We start from the raw sequence: 20375 nt of genomic DNA on the forward strand, positions 1-20375 counted from the left end.
TCGCTGCAAAGTTTACGGTGTTCACACCAATGTGGATGGTGTTCACATGCACCCTATCCCTTCCGAGGAGCGTCATGACGACGAGTCCCGCCCCGTTCCCTCCCGTCACCGATGCCGAGACGTGGCGCCGCGAGCTCGACCAGCTGCGTACCCGCGAGAAGGCTGCGACCCGCGAGCTCGACGCGATCGCCGCCCAGCGTCGCCGCCTGCCCATGGTCGAGCTGCCGGAGTACACCCTGATGTCGAAGGACGGCCCGGTGCGCCTGGTCGACGTCTTCGCGGGCCGTTCGCAGCTGATCACGTACCACCACATGTGGTCCCCCGGCTCGGAGTGGCAGTGCGGGGGCTGCACGTACTTCACCTCGCAGTTCACCCGCCTGGACTTCCTGGACCGGTACGACGCCCGCTTCGTCGTCGTCACCCAGGGCCCGATCGACGAGGCCCTGGCCTACCGCGAGAAGGTGGGCAACGAGATGGAGTGGTACTCCACCGCCGACAGCTCGTTCGGGGCGGACGTGGACGCCCCACCCGGTGGGGGATTCGCGGTCAACGTGTTCCTCCGCGACGGGGACCGTGTCTATCGCACCTGGCACACCACGGGCCGCGGTACCGAGCAGCTCTCCCACACCTTCGCCCTGGTGGATCTGCTGCCGTGGGGCCGGCAGGAGCCCTGGCAGGACTCCCCCGCGGGCTGGCCCCGTTCCGAGACCTACGACAGGTGGCTGGACTCCCCCGACGTCGCCGCCCTCTACGGGAGGACACCCTCATGAGCACCGTCCGGACGGGCCCCGCCCCGGGAGCGCCATGCGTTCGCTGATCCTCACCCAGAACATGACCGCCGACGGCTCGGTCGAGATGCTCGATGACTGGTTCGACCCCAGCGAGCAGGACCCCGAGATGCTCGAGCTCACCCAGCGCGACAGCGCCGAATGCGATGCGATCGTGCTGGGCCGGCAGACGTTCGAGGACTTCCGCGGGTACTGGCCCCAGCAGAGCGACGACACCACGGGGATCACCGACGAGCTCAACGCCCTCGCCAAGTACGTCGTCAGCACGACCATGACCGACCCCGGATGGCAGAACTCCACGGTCATCGACACCGACCCCGTCGCCGCGGTCCGGGAGGTCACGCAGCGATCCGGTCGATCGATCTCCCTGACCGGCAGCATCACGCTCAGCCACACTCTCATCGCCGCCGGTCTCGTCGACGAGTACTGCCTGTGGACCTATCCCTACGTCCAGGGACGCGGCCGGCGGCTGTTCCCCGACGGCCACCGTGAGCGCCTTCGCCTCACCGAGCACCGCTCCTTCGCCACCGGCGTCACCTACACGCGCTGGTCTTCCGCCACATCCCTGGAAAGGAACGAGTCATGACCGAGCCCACCGCCGCACCGACCGCCGCCACCACACCAGAGGCATCCACCACGCCGGGGGCCGAGCGCGGCCAGCATGGCGACGCCGAGGTCCGCCTCGTCGCCCACCGCGTGGTGAAGGCCCCGCCCGGCGAGGTCTTCGCCCTGCTCACCGACCCTTCCCGCCACCACGAGACGGAGCCGACGGATTGGGTGCGAGGCGCCCTGGACGGGGCTCCGGAGCGGCTGACCGCGGCGGGCCAGGTGTTCGGCATCGAGATGTTCCACGTCAACGCGGGCGGGCGCTACGAGATGCACAATCTCGTGACCGTCCTGGAGCCGGAGCGCGCGATCGCGTGGGAGCCGTCCCAGTACGGCGCCGACGGCACGCTGGAGGGCGGCGGATGGATCTGGCGCTATGACCTCGAGCCCGTCGCCGAGGGCACTCGCGTGAGCCTGACATACGACTGGAGCGCCACCCCACCGGAGGTCGCCGCAGCCATCGGCGGCATGCCGGCCGTCGGCCCCGATCATCTCGAGGCCTCCCTCGCCTCCCTCGCGGAGGCCGTGGAGGGCGACTCACGCGCCGCCTGAACTCACCCCGGCCTCCTCGCCGGGGTGTGGCGTGCCTGCGGCCCGTGCGCCGGCCTCTCAGGAGTCGACGAGGGTGACCTCGAAGGAGTACCGCGAGGCGCGGTAGACGTGGTACCCGTACTCCACGACGCCGCCGTCATTGGCGAAGGACTTGCGCTCCATGGTCAGCAGGGCCGCGCCGACCTGCTCGTCCAGCAGCTCGGCGTGCTCCTCGTCAGCGGTGGTGGCGCCGATGCGTTCATGAGCGAGGACGGAGATCACGCCCATCTCGCGCAGGGAGGCGTAGAGGCCGGTGGCGGCGAGTGACTCCCGCGAGGGCGCGATGCGCTCGGGCAGGGTGTTGCGCATGACGGCCAGGGGTTCGTCGTCGGCATAGCGCACGCGCAGCAGGTCGAGGACCTGCTCGCCGGGGCGCAACTGGAGCCGGTCGGTCGCTTCGACCGACGGGCGGCCGATCCGGTACTCGATGATCTCGGTGCGGGGGTCCTTCCCGGCGGTGCGCAGGTCGTCATACAGGGAGGTCAGCGCGACCTGCCGGTTCACGGGGGCCTGGATCACCTGGGTGCCCACCCCGCGCTTGCGCACCAGCATGCCCTTGTCCACGAGCTCCTGGATGCCCTGGCGCACCGTCGGGCGCGAGAGCCCCAGCCGTTTGGCCAGGGCCATCTCGTTCTCCAGGCGACTGCCCGGGGGCAGGCCTCCGGTGCGCACGGCGTCCTCGATCGCGGAGGCGAGCTGGAGGTACAGCGGCTGGGTGCTGTCGCGGTCCACGGTGAGGTCCAGGACGAACGGACTCACCTCAGTGCTTCCGGTGTCCATGGGTCTCTCCTTCGTGCTCGCAGGCATGTCACGACATACCGTCCAGGGACTCCAGCATAGGGACCACGGTCACGCCGGGCGCGCCTCCAGCTGCACCTCGATGGCGTCCTGGCTGGTCAGTGACTTCTCGGCGGCATCGCAGACGGCGGCGGCGAGATACCCGTCCCAGGCGGTCGCGGAACGCTCGGCGATGTTCGTGCCGGCCGCGATCGCATCGACCCAGGCCTGGACCTCGGCGTCGTAGGCCGCGACGAAGCGGGGCCGGAAGTCGGCGGGCACGGAACCTCCCCAGGTCCCGCCGGGCTGCTGGGTGGTGACGCGGGAGATGTCCAGGCCGATGGTGGCAGTTCCGCGGGAGCCGACCACCTCGGTGCGCACCTCGTAGCCGGCGCCGGTGTTCACGTACAGCTCGTCGGTGACCACCACGCCCGAGGCGGTGCGGAAGAGCAGCAGCATCGGGTCGTGCAGGCCGTCGGGGGCGTTCTCCGTGCTGCGCGGGATGATGGTCTGGACCGAGGTCGCGGGCTCGTCGAGGAAGAACGAGATCGCGTCGATCTCGTGCACGGCGGAGTCGTAGACCATGTGGGCGTCGGTGAACCCGGGCGGGACCTCGGCGTTGCGGTGCTTGCAGTTCAGCAGCATCGGGGTGCCGACCTCTCCCGCTTCCAGCGCGTCCTTGAGCTCGGCGTACTCGGCATCGAACCGCCGCATGAACCCCAGCGAGACGTACCGCTGCCCGGAGGCGTGCTCGGCGCGCACCACGTCGTAGGCGTCGGCCGGGTTCATCGCCAGCGGCTTCTCGCACAGCACGGGCTTGCCGGCGTCGATGCAGGCGATGGCCTGGTCGCGGTGGAACTGGCCGGGGCTGGTGATCAGCACGGCGTCGACGTCGTCGGCGGCGATGAGCTCATCGGGCGAGTCGACGACCCGTGCACCGGGCGCGGAGGCGGCGACCTGCTCGGCGGTCTCCCGCCGGAAGTCGTTGATCGCGCTGACGCGGGCGCCCTTGGTGCGGCGGGTGATGCGCTCGACGTGGTCGGCGCCCATCCGGCCCACGCCGATCACGCCGATGCGGAGGTCGCGCGGCAGATCCTGCTGGGTCTCCTGCGGGGTCATCGGGGTTCTCCTTCGAGACGGGGGTCGATCCCGGCGTCGGCCCAGGTGCCGCGCACCCAGGTCTGGTCGGGATGGTCGGTGATCTTCCACGCCCGCTCGGCCTCGGGGCCGGCCATGACGTTGAGGTAGTACATGTCGTGCCCGGGGGCGGCGGCGCACGGGCCGTGCCAGCCGTGCGGGACCAGCACGGTGTCCCCGGCGCGGACCTCGGTGAGCACGTCGATGGGGCGCTCGTCGCTGGCGGTGCTCTGGTGGTATCCGAAGCCGGCGCCCCCGCCGGGGGCGGGCTGGATCTCGTAGTAGTAGATCTCCTCCAGCGCGGATTCGCTCTCGGAGGCGGTGTCGTGCTTGTGGGCGGGGTAGCTGGACCAGTTCCCCCCGGGGGTGATCACCTCGACGGCGATCAGGCTGTCGCAGGCGTCGAACACGCCGGCGGCGCCGAAGTTGCGGACCTTGCGGGTCATGTTCCCGCCGCCGCGGATCTCGACGGGGATGTCCTCGGCGCGGATCAGGGCGACGGGATGGGCGCCGGCCGCGTCGGCCTCGACGACGGCGGCGGTCACGGCGAAGCGGCCTCCGTGCTCGGAAGAGATCTCCAGGTGGGAGCCGACGGGGGCGTAGAGCACGTCCGTCGCGGAGGCGAAGACGTCCTCGCGGCCGCGCAGGGTGTGCGTCGTGCCCTCGACGGTGACCTGGCAGCCGCCGCTGAGCGGCACGACCATCACCTCGACGCCGTCGGCCGCATAGGCCTCCGATTCACCCGGGCCGAGGGCGAGCACGCGCAGACCGGTGTGGTGCCACCCCTCGCGCCGGCCGGGATCGATCACCGTGTCGTAGCGGCCCTCGCCGGAGGAGCGGGCGGGGATGTGCAGCTGCGTCATGGGGGCTCCGTTCTCTCAGCGGATCATCTCGACCGAGGCGCGCACTGCGGAGGTGACATCGCCGTCGGCCGGGTAGAGCAGGGTGCGGCCGACGACCAGCCCGCGGACGTTGGGCCGGTCCAGCGCTTTCTGCCAGGTGGCGCGCAGGCCCGCGGGGTCGGCGTCGACGGGGTCGCCGCCGAGGATGAGGGTGGGCAGGGTGGTGGCGTCCATGACCCGCTCCATGTCCTCCACCGCCGGCAGCTTCAGCCAGGTGTAGGCGCTGGTCGCGCCGAGGCCCTGACCGATGTGGATGGACCTGATGACGGCCTCGGGCGAGAGGTCGTTGACGAGCTTGCCGTCGCGGCGGGTGGACATGAACGGTTCGACCATCGCGATCAGCTCGTGCCGGGCGAGGTCGGTGACGGCCTTGGCGCTGGCATCGAGGATGAAGGAGGTCCGGTCGTCGGAGAGGTCGATGCGGGTGAGCATCTTGCCGCCGTCGAAGCCGGAGGCCTTGATGGAGGGGGCGTCGTAGGCGGTGAAGCGGTCCTCGATCTCCCAGGATCCGCCCTGCAGGCCGCCCCGGTTCATCGAGGCGAAGACGACCTTGTCCTCGAGCGCGCCCAGCAGGAGGAGATCCTCGAGGATGTCGGCGGTGCCGAGCACGCCGTCCACGCCGGGCACGGCGAGGGCCTCGCGCATGCGGTCCAGCAGCTCGGTGCGGCTGGCCATGGCGTCGGGGCGGGGGCCGACGCCGAGGGCACCGCGGGCGGGATGGTCCGCCGCGATCACCATGAGGCGCCCGCCCGTGTCGGCGACGGTGCGGCGGCGACGGGCGGCGGCGAGGCGGGCGATGCGCCCCGGGTCCTCCAGGCGCACCCGCGTGACGTCCTCGTAGCTGCTGACGAACTCCGTGCTGCGGTCGACGTCGGTGCTCATGCGGGCTGCTCCCCCGTGGCGACGCCGCGACTGCGCAGCGCGGTGAGCATCTGCTCGACGGTCTGACCGTGATTGGGGTCGCCGCCTCCCAGCAGCAGGTCGATCTCCTCGCCCGTGGGCATCGCGGTCGAGCACTCCAGGCGGCTGGTGACGATGGCGCCGGCAGCGTTGCAGCGGGTGAGGATGGTCTCGAGGTCCTGTCCGGCCAGCAGGCCGTGACACAGGGAGCCGCCGAAGCTGTCGCCGGCGCCCAGGCCGTTGATGACGGTGATGGGATTCGGGGCGACCACGACGCGTTCGTCGGCGGTCTTGCCGAGCACGCCCTTGGGTCCCTGCTTGACGATGGCGATCTGCACGCCGGCCTCGAGCAGGGCGTCGGCCGCGCGTTCCGGATCGGTCTCGCCGACGGCGACCTCGCACTCCTCCCGGTTGCCGACGGCGACCGTGGTGTGCTTCAGCGCCTCGCGGTAGTGCTCTCGGGCGTCCTCCGGCGAGGCCCAGAACATCGGGCGATAGTCCAGGTCGAAGACGGTGTGGGTGGTGCGGCCACGAGCCTCGAGGGCGGCGAGGTGGGACGAACGGCTGGGCTCCTCGGACAGTCCGGTGCCCGAGAACCAGAACAGCGGGACCGCCCGGATCGCGTCGAGGTCGAGATGCTCCGGGGCGACCTGCAGATCCGGGGCGCTGGGCTGACGGTAGAAGTAGAGGGGGAAGTCGTCCGGCGGGAAGATCTCGCACAGGGTGATGGGGGTGTTCAGCTCGTCGTTGCGGACGACGAACCGTCCCGAGACGCCGAGGCGCTCCATCTCGCCCACCACGTAGCGGCCGAAGGGATCGTCCCCCACGCCCGTGATCACCGCGGGGCTGTGGCCCAGGCGGGCCGCGGCGACGGCGACGTTGGTGGGGCTGCCACCGAGGAACTTGCCGAAGCTCGTGATGTCCTCGAGGCCCTTGTCGATCTCCAGCGGGTAGAGGTCGACGCCGCTGCGACCGAAGGTGATGATGTCGAGGTCGGGTGCTGCCATGAGGTGCTCCATGTCTGCCTGCGCCTGTCTGCGCTGCGTGTGCTGCGGTGCTGCCTGTGTCCAGCACTGCGTCGACGGCGATGTCGGACGGGCGGCGGCGGATCGGTCCGGGCCGCCGCGCCTCTCGATGCCTCCATCGAACCATCGTGAACGCGCTTTGTCCAGACAAAGATGTGCATCGACTGCGGTGCTGTCAGCGCAGACGGATCACTCCGCCGGCCTCCCGGAACTCCCACTCGAGGCGTTCGAGGGTGAACTTCTTGGTCTCCGGCACGCGGCGGAGGAACCAGATGACCGCGAAGATGTTCACCGCGGCGAAGATGGCGTAGGTCAGCACCGGCCCGATCCCGTCCATCAGCACCGGGAACAGGAAGGTGACGGTCATGTTCGCCAGCCACATGAGCATGACCGCGAAGCCCGTCGCGGCGCCCCGGATCGCGTTCGGGAAGATCTCCGAGAGCAGCACCCACACCACCGGGCCGGGACCGGACTGCATGCCCAGCATGAACAGGACGATCACGACCACCACGAGGTAGGGCACGAAGGTGGGGATGTCCTCGGAGACGGCCCCGGTGTCGGTGAGGTACGGGTTGATCCCCAGCAGGAAGATCGCGGTCATCGCCAGCAGCGACAGCGTCAGGACGACCTGACCAACCAGCAGCACCTGCCGGCGGCCGAAGCGGCGCAGGGCGAACAGGCCCGCCGCGGCACCGACCACCGAGGCCAGCCCGGTGAATACGTTGAGGATGATGGAGGCCTGCGAGTCGAATCCGGCGGCCATCAGCACGCGCGGGGCGTAGTACATCATCGTGTTCACGCCGGTCAGCTGCTGGAGCACGGCGATCGCGCCGCCGAAGATGATGATCGAGCGCAGCCACGGGATCCGGAACGCCGCGCCCAGGCTGAGCTTCTGCCGCTTCTGCTCGAGCCGGTGGCTCTCGACCATCTCCGCGGTCTCGGCCGCTACGTCGTGCCGGCCGGGCACACGGATCCGCTTGAGCGAGCCGATGGCCTCCCGGATCTCGCCGCGGCGGATGTGCCAGCGGGCGGACTCCGGCATCATGCGGATCCCGATCCACAGGGCGATCGCGGGGATCGAGCAGATCAGCAGCATCAGCCGCCAGGCGTGACCGTTGCCGTCGGCCACGGTGACACCGCCGATACCGGCCAGCACGTCCCACGAGACGCTCTCGCCGGCCTGGTGGGCACCGCTGGGGTCGTTCTCGACCACTGCGGTCGGGCCGCCCTGGACCCCCGCGATGAGTGCATTGGTGGCGAAGGCGGCGAACTGGCCGGTGACGATCATGAGCTGATCGACCGCGACGAGCATGCCGCGCTGCTCCTTGGGCGCGGACTCGGAGAGGTACACCGGCACGGTGGTGGAGGCGCCGCCGACGGCGAGGCCGAGCACGAAGCGGGCGAGGTACATCAGCCAGATGTTCGGTGCCAGCGCGCATCCCACGGCGCCGACGAAGAACACGATGGCCAGCCAGATGATGTTGCGTCGGCGCCCGTAGCGGTCCGAGAGCCTGCCACCGACCACGGCGCCGACGGCGCAGCCCAGCAGGAGGATCCCGCCGACCAGGCCCTCCTCCACCGAGTTCAGGCCGAGCCCGCCGGCCTCGGTGGGCATGTACATGTACGGCAGCGCGCCGGAGATGACGCCCGTGTCGTAGCCGAACAGGAAGCCGCCGAGGCACGCGACCACGGCGAGCAGGGCGATCGGGCGCCTCTTGCCTGACGGCGGGGTCTGCTCGACCAGGTCCGGGATGCGCGGCGAGGCCGCGGTGGGTTGTGAGCTCATGCTCCCTCCTTGGAACGTGAGTCCGGCGCGGGGCCGGTCCGGTGCCGGGAGCGGCACCGTGTGACGACGATGCGGATCGGGGCCGCGACGGCGTCGGAGCGGTACGACGGGGTGGCTGCGGGCTGTGCACATCGACTGCGGACCGATCGGACGATGACCGCCATGTCATCACGGTGTATCGAACGGCAGTCACTTTGTCCGGTCTTACGGTGCATCCGGACGAACATGCGGGACGCTAGCACGACCCCCGGCCGGAACGGTACCCCCGGATTCGCCCTCCGCCCTGCGATCCTGCACCGGCGCCCACGTCGCGAGAGACCCGCCGCGGAGGGCCGGTCCGACCGTCCCTGCAGGTCGGACGGGCGAAGAGCCAGGACACACGAGTCGCCGCACGCCTTGTCATGACAAAGTATTGACACAGCCTGTCGCGATCGGCATGCTGGGCCCATACGAACTCACCGTCGAGTCGCTCGCGCTCGAACCGCTCGCGTCCGACGGTGCCGACCCTCTCCTCGGAGGCAGCATGAGCGTCCCCACCTCGACCGGCGCCGGCACAGTGCGCCTGACCGTCGCCCAGGCCCTGGTCCGCTTCCTCGCCGCGCAGTACAGCGAGCGCGATGGGATCCGCGAGCGCCTGGTCCCGGGCACCTTCGGCATCTTCGGGCACGGGAACGTGGCCGGCGTCGGCCAGGCACTGCTGCAGAACGCCACGGACCCCGCCCGCGGCGACGGGGCCAAGGACGAGGCCGCGATGCCGTACTACCAGTCGCGCAATGAGCAGAACATGGTGCACACGGCCGTGTCCTACGCGCGCACCCGCAATCGCCGTCAGCTGCTGGCCTGCGCCGCCTCCATCGGGCCGGGCTCGACGAACATGGTCACCGGCTCCGCCCTGGCCACCATCGACCGGATCCCCGTGCTGCTGCTGCCCAGCGACATCTTCGCCTCTCGCGCCGTGGACCCGGTGCTGCAGCAGCTCGAGGACGAGCGCGCCATGGACGTCAGCGTCAACGACGCCTTCCGGCCCGTCTCCCGCTACTTCGACCGCATCTGGCGCCCCGAGCAGCTGATCCCCAGCGCCCTGGCCGCCATGCGGGTGCTCACCGATCCCGCCGAGACGGGCGCGGTGACTCTCTGCCTTCCGCAGGACGTGCAGGCCGAGGCCCACGACTGGCCCGTCGAGTTCTTCGACGAGCGCACCTGGCACATCGCCCGGCCCGTCCCAGAACCGGCGGCGCTCGAGCGCGCGGTCTCCGTGATCCGCTCGGCCCGTCGGCCGCTGCTCGTCGCCGGCGGCGGGGCCATCTACTCCGAGGCGAGCGAGGCCCTGACCGCGTTCGCCGAGGCCACCTCGATCCCCGTGGCCGATACCCAGGCCGGCAAGGGCGCGATCAGCGGGGACCACCCCCTCAGCGCCGGCGGCGTCGGGGCGACCGGCACCGATGCCGCGAACGCGCTGGCCGCGGAGGCCGACGTCGTCATCGGCGTCGGCACCCGGTACACCGACTTCACCACCGCTTCGCACACCGCGTTCCGCAACCCCGACGTGCGCTTCGTGAACCTCAACGTCAAGGCGTTCGATGCGGCCAAGCACGCCGCCACCATGGTCGTGGCCGACGCCCGCGCGGGCCTCGAGGCGCTCACCGAGGCCGTGCAGGGCTGGCAGGCGCCCTCCGAGCACGCCGAGAACGCCGCGCGTCTGCGCCGCGAGTGGGAGGAGCGGATCGCGCCCTGCTTCGCGCCGCACGACCAGGAGCTGCCCGCGCAGACGGAGATCTTCGGCGCCCTGAACCAGCTGATGGGCGATGAGGACATCCTCCTCAACGCCGCCGGCTCCATGCCCGGTGACCTGCAGGCACTGTGGACCGCGCGGTCCCCGCTGCAGTACCACCTGGAGTACGGCTACTCGTGCATGGGCTACGAACTGCCCGCCTCGCTCGGCGCGAAGATGGCCGCCCCGGACAGCGAGGTGGTCGCGATCATCGGCGACGGCACCTTCCAGATGGCGCCGCAGGAGATCGCCACCCTCGTCGCCGAGGACGTCAAGGTCATCCTCGTGATCCTCCAGAACCACGGCTGGTCCTCGATCGGCTCGCTGTCGGAGTCCCACGGCTCCCAGCGCTTCGGCACCAAGTACCGCCTGCGCGACAAGGAGACCGGTCTGCTCGACGGGGAGAAGCTGCCCTTCGACATTCCGGCGAACATCCGCTCGTACGGGCTCGAGGTCGACGAGGTCTCCAGCACCGACGCCTTCCGGGAGGCCTACCGCCGGGCGACGGCGCGCACGCGGGCCACCGCGATCGTGGTCAACACCGACCTGTACGGCCCGCACCCGCCCGGCAGCGGCTGGTGGGACGTGCCGGTCTCGGCCACCGCGCGCCTGGACTCCACCCGCGCCGCCCGCGCCGAGTACGAGGCGGACCTCGCCCCGCAGCGCCACTACCTCTGACCGGCGACACCGCCCCGCCGGCCACCCACACTGCACCAGGAGATTCGCATGAGCTACGAGATCACCCATTGGATCGGTGGGCGCGAGAGCGCCGGAACCGGCTCCACCCAGCCGATCCTGAACCCCGCCACCGGCGAGGAGGTGGGCACCCTGCACCTCGGCGATGCCGCCACGGTCGACGAGGCGGTACGGGCGGGCGCGGCCGCGCAGCGGGACTGGGCCCGGGTCTCCCTGGCCAAGCGCACGCAGATCCTGTACCGGATGCGCCAACTGATGCTCGAGCACACCGACGAGATCGCCGCCGCGATCACCCGCGAGCACGGCAAGACCCTCGGTGACGCCAAGGGCGAGATCGCCCGCGGTCTGGAGACCCTCGAGTTCGCCACCTCCATCACCCAGGACCTCAAGGGCGGCTTCTCCGAGAACGTCTCCAGCGGCGTGGACGCCCACACCATGCGCCAGCCGCTCGGCGTCGTCGCCGGCATCACCCCGTTCAACTTCCCGGCCATGGTGCCGTTCTGGATGCACCCGATCGCCATCGCGACCGGCAACGCCTTCCTCCTCAAGCCCTCCGAGCGCGATCCGTCGGCCTCCAACATCGTCGCCCGGCTCTACCAGGAGGCCGGGCTGCCCGACGGGGTCTTCCAGGTCGTCCACGGCGGGAAGGAGACGGTCGATGCGCTGTGCACCCACGACGGCATCGCCGCGGTCTCCTTCGTCGGCTCCACCCCGATCGCGAAGCACGTCCATGCCACCGCCACGGCGGCGGGCAAGCGCGTCCAGGCGCTCGGCGGCGCCAACAACCACGCCGTGGTGATGCCGGATGCGAACATCGCCTTCGCGGCCGGTCAGATCGCCTCGGGGGCCTTCGGCTCCGCCGGCGAGCGCTGCATGGCCGTCCCGGTCGCGGTCACGGTGGGCGATGCGCACGAGCCCTTCCTCGAGGCCATCCGGGCCGAGGCGGAGAAGCTGGTCGTCGGTCCCGGCGACTCCCCGGAGACCGATATGCCGCCGGTGATCACGGCCGAGGCCCGTCAGCGGATCATCCGGATGACCGACGAGGCCGAGCAGGCCGGTGCCACCGTGCTGGTGGACGGCCGCTCCCTGGTGGTCGAGGGGTACGAGAACGGGAACTTCGTGGGCCCGACGGTCATCACCGATCTGGACCGCACCCATCCCACCTACACCGACGAGGTGTTCGGCCCGCTGCTGGTGGTCATGCACGTGCCCAACTTCGACGAGGCCCTCGACCTGGTGAACTCCTCGCCGTTCGGCAACGGCACCGCGATCTTCACCGGGTCCGGCCACTACGCGCGGCGCTACCAGGAGGAGGTGCAGGTGGGCATGATCGGCGTGAACGTGCCGATCCCGACGCCCGTGGGCTACTACTCCTTCGGCGGCTGGAAGGACTCGCTGTTCGGCGAGCACCACGCCCACGGCCCCGAGGCCGTCGGCTTCTACACCAAGCAGAAGGCGATCACCACCCGCTGGCCCCACCAGGACGAGCACCTGGAGAGCTCGATGAGCTTCCCGACCCACGACTGACCGGCGCCTGCCCCACCGCCGCCCCGCTTCCCGATCGAAGGAGATCATCGCCGTGACCGCTGATCCCGCAGGACCCACCGACCGCTCACGCAACCCCGAGCCGCCGTACGACAATCTCACCATCGGGGTGTGCCCCGACCAGTGGGGCGTGTGGTTCCCCGAGGACGAGAAGCAGATCCCGTGGCGCACCGCGCTGGGAGAGATGGCGGAGGCCGGGTTCTCCGTGATGGAGACGGGGCCCTGGGGGTACTTCCCGCAGGATGCGAAGCAGCTGCAGTCCGTCATGGACGAGCACGGGTTCCGGGTCGTGGCCGGCACCGGCTGGGGCGTCCTGCACCAGGAGGACGCCTGGCCCGAGACCGAGCGCACCTTCCGGGCGATCGCCGAGACCCACGCCGCCGTCGGCGCCGAGTACATGGTGCACCTGCCGCCGCTGTACCGCGACGACAAGACCTGGGAGTTCACCGACCAGCGGGAGCTGACCGGAGAGGCCTGGCGGCTGTACGTCGAGAACGCGAACCGGCTCGGCGAGCTCCTGAAGGAGGACTACGGGCTGACGATGGTGCTGCACCCCCACGGGGACAGCCACATCGAGACCCCCGAGGAGATCGCCCGGATCTTCGAGGCGACCGACCCGGAGCTGGTCTCGTTCTGCCTGGACACGGGCCACATCGTCTATGGCGGCGGGGACCCGCTGGCGATGATCGACGAGTACCCCGAGCGCATCGGCTACGTGCACATCAAGGCCTTCGACCCCGACCTCACGCGTGAGGCGCACGAGAAGGACTGGCCGTTCGGGGAGGCCGTGGCCAAGGGTGCCTCGGTGCGTCCGCCGGCCGGCCTGCCTGACATGAAGGACCTGGTCGCCAAGCTGGCGACCTTCGACCGGGAGCTGTACGTGATCTGCGAGCAGGACCTCTACCCCTGCGATCCGTCCCTGCCGCTGCCCAACGCGATCGCCACCCGCGAGTTCCTCGCCGACTGCGGCCTGGGGGTGCGCTGAGCCATGGTGAAGGTGCTGCTGGATCCGAGCATGTACCACCCGCAGCTGTCGGTCGCCGGGGAGCTGCACAAGGCGGCCGAGCTCGGCTACCGCTACCTCGAGCTGTCCCCGCGAGCCGACTTCCACGAGTGGCACCACTACCCCAAGGTCGATCGTCACCAGATCGCCGAGGTCAGGCAGGCGATGGCGGAGACCGGGGTGCGGATCCACGCGCTGAACCCCGTCTTCGACTGGGCGGCGACCGATGAGCAGGAGCGACAGGCGCAGGTGCGCAACTGGCGGCGGCTGCTGGAGATCGCCGACGCCCTCGAGGTGCCGCTGATCGCGACCGAGTTCTCGGGGGACCCGAACGAGCCGCGCCGCAGCGAGAACCAGTTCTACCGGTCCATGGAGGAGCTGGTCCCGGTGTTCGAGCAGTACGGGATCGAGTGCACGATCGAGGCGCACCCCTACGACTTCGTCGAGGACAACGACCGGGCCGTGCAGATCATCCGCGGCGTGGACCGCGACTGGCTGAACTACGAGTTCTGCTTCCCGCACGCCTTCCACCTGGGCCGCGGCGCCCGGGGCCCGCGCGAGATGATGGACTACGCCGGTCAGCGCCTGGCACACCTTCACATCGCCGACGTCTTCGACCACACGGCGAACGTGGGCAACCGGTACATCATGAACCCGCCCGGGGCCGACGCCCGCATCCACCAGCACAACGAGATCGGCCACGGCGAGATCGACTGGGACGCCGCCTTCGCCTACCTCCGCGAGCGCGAGTACGACGGACCGGTGACGGTGTGCGTCTTCGGCTGGGAGGAGCACGCCGACGAGATCAACGTGCGCATGCGCGAGCGGATCCTCGCAGAGCTCGGCGGGGAGTGATCGGTGGGGAATGATCGACGCATGAGCACCCCGCGCGAGATCGGCGTCGGCGTCGTGGGCCTCGGCTGGATGGGTCGCCTGCACGCCACGTCCTACCAGCGCATCGCCGCCCGCTTCCCCGAGCTCGGCGTACGGCCCCGCCTGGTCGCGGCGGCCGACCCGCTTCCGACCAACCAGCAGGCGGCTATGGAGCAGCTGGGGTTCGAGCGGGCGGTCGAGGGCATCGACGGAGTCCTCGCCGACCCCGACGTCGAGGCGGTCTCGATCTGCTCGCCGAACTTCCTCCACCGCGACCTCGCCCTCGCCGCCGCCCGGGCGGGGAAGCCGTTCTGGATCGAGAAGCCGATGGGCGTCTCTGCGGCGCAGTCCCGCGAGATCCGCGAGGCGGCCGACGACGCCGGGGTCGCCACCGCCGTCGGCTTCAACTACCGCCACGCGCCCGCGATCGCGCACCTGCGCGAGCTGGTCGGCTCCGGCCGGCTGGGGCGAGTGACGAACGTGCGCTGCTGGCTGTACGCCGACTACGCCTCCTCACCCGACGGGCCGCTGACCTGGCGCTACGACCGCGACAAGGCCGGGGCGGGCGTGATCGGGGACCTGCTCTCCCACGGGGCCGACCTGGTCCGCTACGTCACCGGCCAGCAGATCACCGAGGTCAGCGCCATGACCGACGTGTTCATCCCCGAACGGTCGATCCCGACCTCCGCAGGCGTGGGCCACGGCGGCATGGAGATCGGCGAGGAGCGCGGTCCGGTGGGCAACGAGGACTGGGTGGCAGCACTGGCGAGGCTGTCCGGCGGTGCCCACGCCACGCTCGAGTCCTCCCGCGTGGCCCGCGGCCACCGCAGCGACTACGCCCTGGAGCTGTACGGCACCGAGGGCTCCGCCCGCTGGTCGTTCACCCGGATGAACGAGTTCGAGGTGATGATCGGCGACGGCGGCCTCGAGCACGGCTACACCACGGTGCTCACCGGCGCCGGCCACGGCGAGTACGCCCGTTTTCAGCCCGGCCCGGGGATCCCGCTGAGCTTCGACGACCTCAAGGCGATCGAGGCGGCGCGCTTTCTCTCCGACATCGTCCACGGCACGGCTCTGGCCCCGTCAGCAGCCGACGGCGTGCACGCCGCCGAGGTGTGCGAGGCGATCGTGCGCTCGGCGGCCGAGCGGGCGTGGGTGGGCGTGCCGGGCGTGTGATCCCTCCGGCGAAGCCCGTCTCCGATGCACGGTCGTCGTCTACTGGCGACATAGCGGGTGCCGTTCGCAAATAGCGATCGGTACCCGCTATGTCGCCAGTACTCGGGCATACCGCCACCGGACGATTGCCAGGACGGGCCGTGTCATCCCCGGGGCCGACGGCTCAGCCCCTCGCGACCGCCGCGCTCAGCCGCTCGCAACCGCGGCGCTCAGCCGCTCGACCACCTCGGCGAGGCCCTGCTCGCCGCCCACATTGCCGGGGAAGACGACGTAGGGCATGCCCATGACCTCATCGGGCGCTTCCTGTGCGGCCAGCAGGGAGACCTGGCCGGGCCAGAACTGGCCCACCACCTCGGCGCGGCGGATGCCCAGTCCGGAGGCGGCGACCTCGTGGGAGGTGATGCCGCCCTTCGCGACCACCCAGGCGGGTCGAGCCTCGCGCACGCGGCGGACCACCTCGACCACGGCCTCGGAGACGCTGCGGGCGATGGCGAGGGACTCGGCGGGATCATCGGTGCGCACCAGGTCACGGCTGGTGTAGAGCACGCAGTCCTGTGCCCGCAGGGTCTCTCGCACCCGGGCGGTGACGTCGGCGAGGTGCTGGTCGCGGCGCTCGTCCAGCAGGGAGGGCACCTCCAGCTCGACCTCGACGAGGGTGCCGCGCTGCTGAGCAGCGCGCAGCTGGGTCGTCGTCAGGCCCACATGGGAGCCGACGACGACCAGACCATGGTCGAGGCGCCCCTCGGGGATCGTGATGGAGCTCGGCTCGACCACTCTCGCACCGGATTGGCCGGCCAGCGGTCGGACGAAGGAGGGCCCGCACCGCGTGATCACGGTCCTGCCCTCCGCCTCCATCCGGCCCACGGCCTCAGCCACGACCTCCATGTCGGAGTACTCGGTGGCGTTGACGACGACCCAACGGCGGCCACGGGCAGCGGCAAGGATCTCGTGCACACGGTCCGCGCCACCGGAGCGGATGTCCTCGAGCCCGATCGAGAGCACGTCGGCCGCCCGCACCGCTCCCCCGGAGCGCTCCTCGAGGAATTCGCGCAGGTCGGAGTGGGTGTACCCGAACGTCGCGTCGCGGGCGAAGTCGGTGTCCTCCACAGGCTTCGCCTCGCCGCCGACGACCGCGTAGTGCACGTCGTCCTCGGTGTACCGACCGGCTTCGAGCATCGCCGGCACGAACAGGATCGCGTCGACATCCACGCCGTGGGCAGCGAGCTCATCGGCGATCGCGGCCGGCTCGGCGATCACGTGCCCGCGCAGCGTCGAGTCCGAGCGGGAGACCACATGCAGACCATGGCGCGCGACCGGCGACTCCAGCACTCCGGCCAGAACTCGCCGGTTCAGCGCGACCGCCTCCGCCTCGTCGAGCGCCCGGGTGTTGGTCAGCACGAAACAGGCCGAGCCGGGCTGTGCGAGGACGCCGACGGGGATCTCGGGGTCGAGATCGAAGGCGACGTCCACGCCGGCGACGCACTGCGACCCGGTGGGGTCGTCGTCGAGGACCAGCAGTCGACGATCGGTGCTCTCGGACACGAGGACCTCCTCAGGCAGTGACCGTCAGGCGGCGATCACGAACACCACGCTGGAGAGCGCGAAGGCCACCAGGGAGATGGTCGTGCCGACCACGGACCAGGTCTTGAACGTAGTCACGGTATCGAAGCCGCAGAATCGGCCGATGAGCCAGAAGCCGGAGTCGTTCACGTGCGACCAGCCGATGGAGGCGGCGCCGATCGCGATGATCACGGCGGCCACGCCGACGGAGCCGAAGTCACCGGCCGTGATCGCCGGGGCCATGATCGAGGCACCGGTGGTGGCGGCGACGGTCGCCGATCCCTGCGCCACGCGCATCGCCATGGTGACCATGTACGCGGCGACGATCAGCGGCAGGCCCAGCGTGTCGAGCCCTTCGGCGACCTCCCCGCCGATCCCGGTCTGGGTGAGGATCTCGCCGAACGCACCGCCGGCGCCGGTGATCAGGATGATCGAGCAGACGGGTGCCAGGGCATCGTCCACCAGATCCTCCAGCAGGCCGCCGATCTGCTCGCCACGGCGGCGCCGCGGGATCACGTACAGCAGCAGCATCGCCAGCAGCGCGGACAGCGCCAGCGCCACGGGGGTCGCCCCGATCAGGCGGGAGAGCTGGAAGCCGAAGTTCCCCTCGCCGACGGTGCCCTGCTCGTTCAGCGTCGAGAAGGCGGTGTTGAAGAAGATCAGCACCAGCGGCAGCAGGAGCACCAGCAGGATCGAGCCGAACGCCGGACGCTCCTCCTTCGGCACGTCACGGGGGTCACCGAGCAGAGCGGGGACCGGGGTGTTCGGGAACCGCTTGGCGATGGCGCGGGCCACGAGGTAACCGCCGAAGTACCAGGTGGGCAGACCGATCAGAAGGCCCACCAGGACGACCAGGCCGATGTCGGCGCCCATCACGGTGGCCGCGGCCGTCGGCCCCGGGTGCGGGGGCAGCAGGGCGTGCATCATCATGAACGACGCGATCGAGGGCAGCACGTAGAGCATGAACGAGCCGCCCAGGCGGCGCGCCACCGTGTAGATCACCGGCAGCATCACGATGAAGCCGGCGTCGAGGAAGATCGGGAAGGCGTAGAACAGCGAGGCCACGGCGAGCGCGAGCGGGGCCCGCTTCTCCCCGAAGGTGTCGAGCATCTTGTCGGCCAGCACCTGGGCGCCGCCGGTGATTTCGATCAGTCTGCCCAGCACGGCACCGAAACCGACCAGCAGGGCCACGGTGCCGACCGTGGAGCTGAACCCTTCGATCACCACGTCGATGACGTCGCCGACACTGATGCCGGCGGCGAGGCCGGTGGCCACCGCGATGATCAGCAGCGAGAAGAAGGCATGCAGCCTCACCTTGATGATGAGGACGAGCAGGACGGCGATCGCCACGACGGCGATCGCCAGGAGCAGCCACACAGGCCGCTCCGCGAGGACGAGATCTTCCACGGGATTCTCCAGAGAACGGGGCGGGTCACCCCGTCGGCCCCCTCACGCAGTAGCGCTCGGGACCCGGGCGCGAGCTCGGGTCCCGAGCGCTGTGCTCAGGCCCGGGCGGCGATGCCCGGCCGACGGGAGGAGTCCGCCAGATTCAGGTAGGTGGGATGAAGCGGTCGAGCCGGTGTCAGTCGGCCTTCGGCGTCGGCTGCGGGGCCGGGCCCAGCTCGGCCAGCAGCTGCGACATCTTCGCGTAGGCCTTGTTGCGGTACGCGATGAGCTCCTCGCGGGTCTTCTCGTCGTAGTCGCCGAGCAGGCCCTTGCCGTTCTTGACGCCCTTGCGGTCCTCGGCGACGGAGTCGGTGAGGATCTGCGGCGTGGACAGGCGCTCACCGAAGGCGTCCTCGAAGGTCACGAAGCAGTTGGCGTACACGTCCAGGCCGGCCTGGTCGGCGATCGCGAAGGGCCCGAAGAAGCCGAGCCGGAACCCGAAGGTGGTGCGCACGATCGTGTCGACGTCCTCGGCGGTGGCCACGCCCTCCTCGACGACGGACGTGGCCTCCTTCAGCAGGGCGTACTGGAGGCGGTTGAGCACCATGCCGGGGGTGTCGGCGACCTGGGCGCCCTCGTTGCCGGACTTCGCCAGCAGCTCCTTGACCGCGGCGACCGTCTCGGGGGTGGTCGCCTTGCCGGCCACCAGCTCCACGCCGGGAATGAACGGCGCGGGGTTGGAGAAGTGGACGGTGAGGAACCGCTCGGGGTTCGTCACGGCGCTCTCGAGCTCCTTGACCGGGATGGTCGAGGTGTTGGTGCCGATGATCGCGTCGGGGCGGGCGTGCTCGGAGATCTTCGCGAGCACGTCGCGCTTGACGTCGATGCGCTCGAAGACGGCCTCCTCGATGAAGTCGACGTCGGCGACGGCTTCCTCGATGGTCTTGCCGGCGGTGATGTTCCGGGCGACGAGGTCGGCGCTTCCCGCGGAGTACAGGCCCTGGTCCTCGAAGTCGCGCGCTTCCTTCTGCAGGCGCTCGAGGGAGGCGTTCGCGTTGTCGATGCTGACGTCGGCGATGGTCACGTCGAAGCCGGCGATGGCGAGGACCTGGGCGATACCGCCGCCCATGTAGCCCGCGCCGACGATGGTCACGGTGGAGATGGTCATGAGGGAACTCCTTCGTCCGAGCTGTGCGCCCGTCACGGAGGAGGGCGCCGATGCCGCCACGCCCCAGGGCCCTGGTCCCGCCGAGCCCGAGTACGTGGTGTTGCCTTGAGAATAGCGATCCTATTGGATATTGGCCACCATGGTGGCCGGGCACACAGTACCAGTGTCACTCGGTCGCTCGTCCCGTGCTCGCGCCCGGCTCCCGGACGTCCCGCACGAGGGGCGACGCCGGTCGAGTCCGGCCTGGATATAGCCAACAAGCGACCACCCACCGAAGCCACCCCACGTACGGGCTCTATTGACCACGAAAGGGACGCCCGTCGAGTCTGCCCCGCATATGGCAGGGCAGACTCGACTGGCGTCCCCTTCGTGGACACGGGCGGCGGCACCGGTGCTGGCCGGCCCAGCCTGACCGGGCGATGCAGACCGGCCAGGCCTCACAGGCGGCGCTGCCCGTCGAATCCGGCTCAACGCCGCGCGACGAACCTCTGACGCTGCTCCCCCAGGCCCTCGATGCCCAACTCGACCACGTCGCCGTCAACGAGGTACGGGAACCGCCCCGACATCGCCACCCCCTGCGGGGTGCCGGTGTTGATGAGGTCCCCGGGCGAGAGCACCATGTACTGCGACAGGTGATGAACCAGCTGCGCGACGGTGAAGATCATGTCGGCCGTGGTGGAGTCCT

Annotated in this window: 18 protein-coding genes; 8 read left to right on the forward strand and 10 right to left on the reverse strand. The window is 70.4% G+C overall.

Annotated features, from left to right (window positions below):
• Positions 1-74: 74 nt before the first annotated feature.
• The 3 genes from AC5020_RS14070 to AC5020_RS14080 are packed head-to-tail and all read left to right on the forward strand — an operon-like array spanning position 75 to position 1946.
• Entirely contained in the window at positions 75-770 is a 696-nt protein-coding gene (locus AC5020_RS14070; protein ID WP_464988725.1) for a DUF899 domain-containing protein, read from the forward strand.
• Positions 771-804: 34 nt separating this feature from the next.
• Positions 805-1374, forward strand: a complete 570-nt coding sequence (locus tag AC5020_RS14075; RefSeq protein ID WP_464988726.1) for a dihydrofolate reductase family protein — start codon at positions 805-807, stop codon at positions 1372-1374.
• The gene (locus AC5020_RS14080) at positions 1371-1946 is read left to right on the forward strand and encodes an SRPBCC family protein (RefSeq protein WP_464988727.1); all 576 of its coding nucleotides are present in this window, start codon (positions 1371-1373) and stop codon (positions 1944-1946) included. The genes AC5020_RS14075 and AC5020_RS14080 overlap by 4 nt, the downstream gene beginning before the upstream one ends.
• A gap of 57 nt (positions 1947-2003) precedes the next feature.
• On the opposite strand, the gene AC5020_RS14085 is transcribed toward AC5020_RS14080, so the two are convergent.
• The 6 genes from AC5020_RS14085 to AC5020_RS14110 form a co-directional block, all read right to left on the reverse strand.
• Positions 2004-2765 carry a GntR family transcriptional regulator gene (locus AC5020_RS14085; RefSeq protein ID WP_464988728.1) on the reverse strand — a complete coding sequence of 254 codons (762 nt, stop codon included), beginning with the start codon at positions 2763-2765 and terminating at the stop codon, positions 2004-2006.
• A gap of 69 nt (positions 2766-2834) precedes the next feature.
• Positions 2835-3881, reverse strand: a complete 1047-nt coding sequence (locus AC5020_RS14090) for a Gfo/Idh/MocA family protein (protein ID WP_464988729.1) — start codon at positions 3879-3881, stop codon at positions 2835-2837.
• Positions 3878-4762 carry a 5-deoxy-glucuronate isomerase gene (iolB, locus tag AC5020_RS14095; RefSeq protein ID WP_464988730.1) on the reverse strand — a complete coding sequence of 295 codons (885 nt, stop codon included), beginning with the start codon at positions 4760-4762 and terminating at the stop codon, positions 3878-3880. The genes AC5020_RS14090 and iolB overlap by 4 nt, the downstream gene beginning before the upstream one ends.
• Positions 4763-4777: 15 nt before the next feature.
• Positions 4778-5683 (reverse strand): Cgl0159 family (beta/alpha)8-fold protein, encoded by a 906-nt coding sequence (locus tag AC5020_RS14100; protein WP_464988731.1) that lies wholly within the window; start codon positions 5681-5683, stop codon positions 4778-4780.
• Positions 5680-6708 (reverse strand): 5-dehydro-2-deoxygluconokinase, encoded by a 1029-nt coding sequence (gene iolC, locus AC5020_RS14105; protein ID WP_464988732.1) that lies wholly within the window; start codon positions 6706-6708, stop codon positions 5680-5682. Before iolC ends, AC5020_RS14100 begins: the two co-directional genes overlap by 4 nt.
• 193 nt (positions 6709-6901) lie before the next feature.
• The gene (locus AC5020_RS14110; RefSeq protein ID WP_377792453.1) at positions 6902-8512 is read right to left on the reverse strand and encodes an MFS transporter; all 1611 of its coding nucleotides are present in this window, start codon (positions 8510-8512) and stop codon (positions 6902-6904) included.
• A gap of 523 nt (positions 8513-9035) precedes the next feature.
• Between AC5020_RS14110 and iolD the strand changes: the two genes are divergently transcribed.
• From iolD to AC5020_RS14135, 5 genes are read left to right on the forward strand one after another with little or no spacing between them, the layout of a single operon-like run.
• The gene (gene iolD, locus AC5020_RS14115) at positions 9036-10961 is read left to right on the forward strand and encodes a 3D-(3,5/4)-trihydroxycyclohexane-1,2-dione acylhydrolase (decyclizing) (protein ID WP_464988733.1); all 1926 of its coding nucleotides are present in this window, start codon (positions 9036-9038) and stop codon (positions 10959-10961) included.
• 48 nt (positions 10962-11009) lie between these two features.
• A complete protein-coding gene (locus AC5020_RS14120) occupies positions 11010-12506 on the forward strand; it encodes a CoA-acylating methylmalonate-semialdehyde dehydrogenase (protein ID WP_464988734.1) in 1497 nt (498 codons plus the stop codon).
• A 52-nt stretch (positions 12507-12558) separates the two neighbouring features.
• A complete protein-coding gene (locus AC5020_RS14125) occupies positions 12559-13509 on the forward strand; it encodes a TIM barrel protein (RefSeq protein WP_464988735.1) in 951 nt (316 codons plus the stop codon).
• A 3-nt stretch (positions 13510-13512) separates the two neighbouring features.
• Positions 13513-14382 (forward strand): sugar phosphate isomerase/epimerase family protein, encoded by an 870-nt coding sequence (locus AC5020_RS14130; RefSeq protein ID WP_464988736.1) that lies wholly within the window; start codon positions 13513-13515, stop codon positions 14380-14382.
• Between the two features lie 21 nt (positions 14383-14403).
• A complete protein-coding gene (locus tag AC5020_RS14135) occupies positions 14404-15576 on the forward strand; it encodes a Gfo/Idh/MocA family protein (RefSeq protein WP_464988737.1) in 1173 nt (390 codons plus the stop codon).
• A 186-nt stretch (positions 15577-15762) separates the two neighbouring features.
• Here AC5020_RS14135 and AC5020_RS14140 read toward each other — a convergent pair whose 3' ends face one another.
• From AC5020_RS14140 to AC5020_RS14155, 4 genes are all read right to left on the reverse strand, one after another.
• The gene (locus tag AC5020_RS14140; RefSeq protein WP_464988738.1) at positions 15763-17118 is read right to left on the reverse strand and encodes a four-carbon acid sugar kinase family protein; all 1356 of its coding nucleotides are present in this window, start codon (positions 17116-17118) and stop codon (positions 15763-15765) included.
• 24 nt (positions 17119-17142) lie between these two features.
• Positions 17143-18543, reverse strand: coding sequence for a GntP family permease (locus AC5020_RS14145; protein WP_464988739.1), 1401 nt, complete (start codon positions 18541-18543; stop codon positions 17143-17145).
• 175 nt (positions 18544-18718) lie between these two features.
• The gene (locus tag AC5020_RS14150) at positions 18719-19690 is read right to left on the reverse strand and encodes a 3-hydroxyacyl-CoA dehydrogenase family protein (protein WP_464988740.1); all 972 of its coding nucleotides are present in this window, start codon (positions 19688-19690) and stop codon (positions 18719-18721) included.
• Positions 19691-20157: 467 nt separating this feature from the next.
• Positions 20158-20375: fumarylacetoacetate hydrolase family protein (locus AC5020_RS14155; protein WP_464988741.1), on the reverse strand; the 218-nt coding region annotated here is incomplete at its 5' end.

Source organism: Brachybacterium sp. SYSU DS0246 (genome assembly GCF_059391765.1).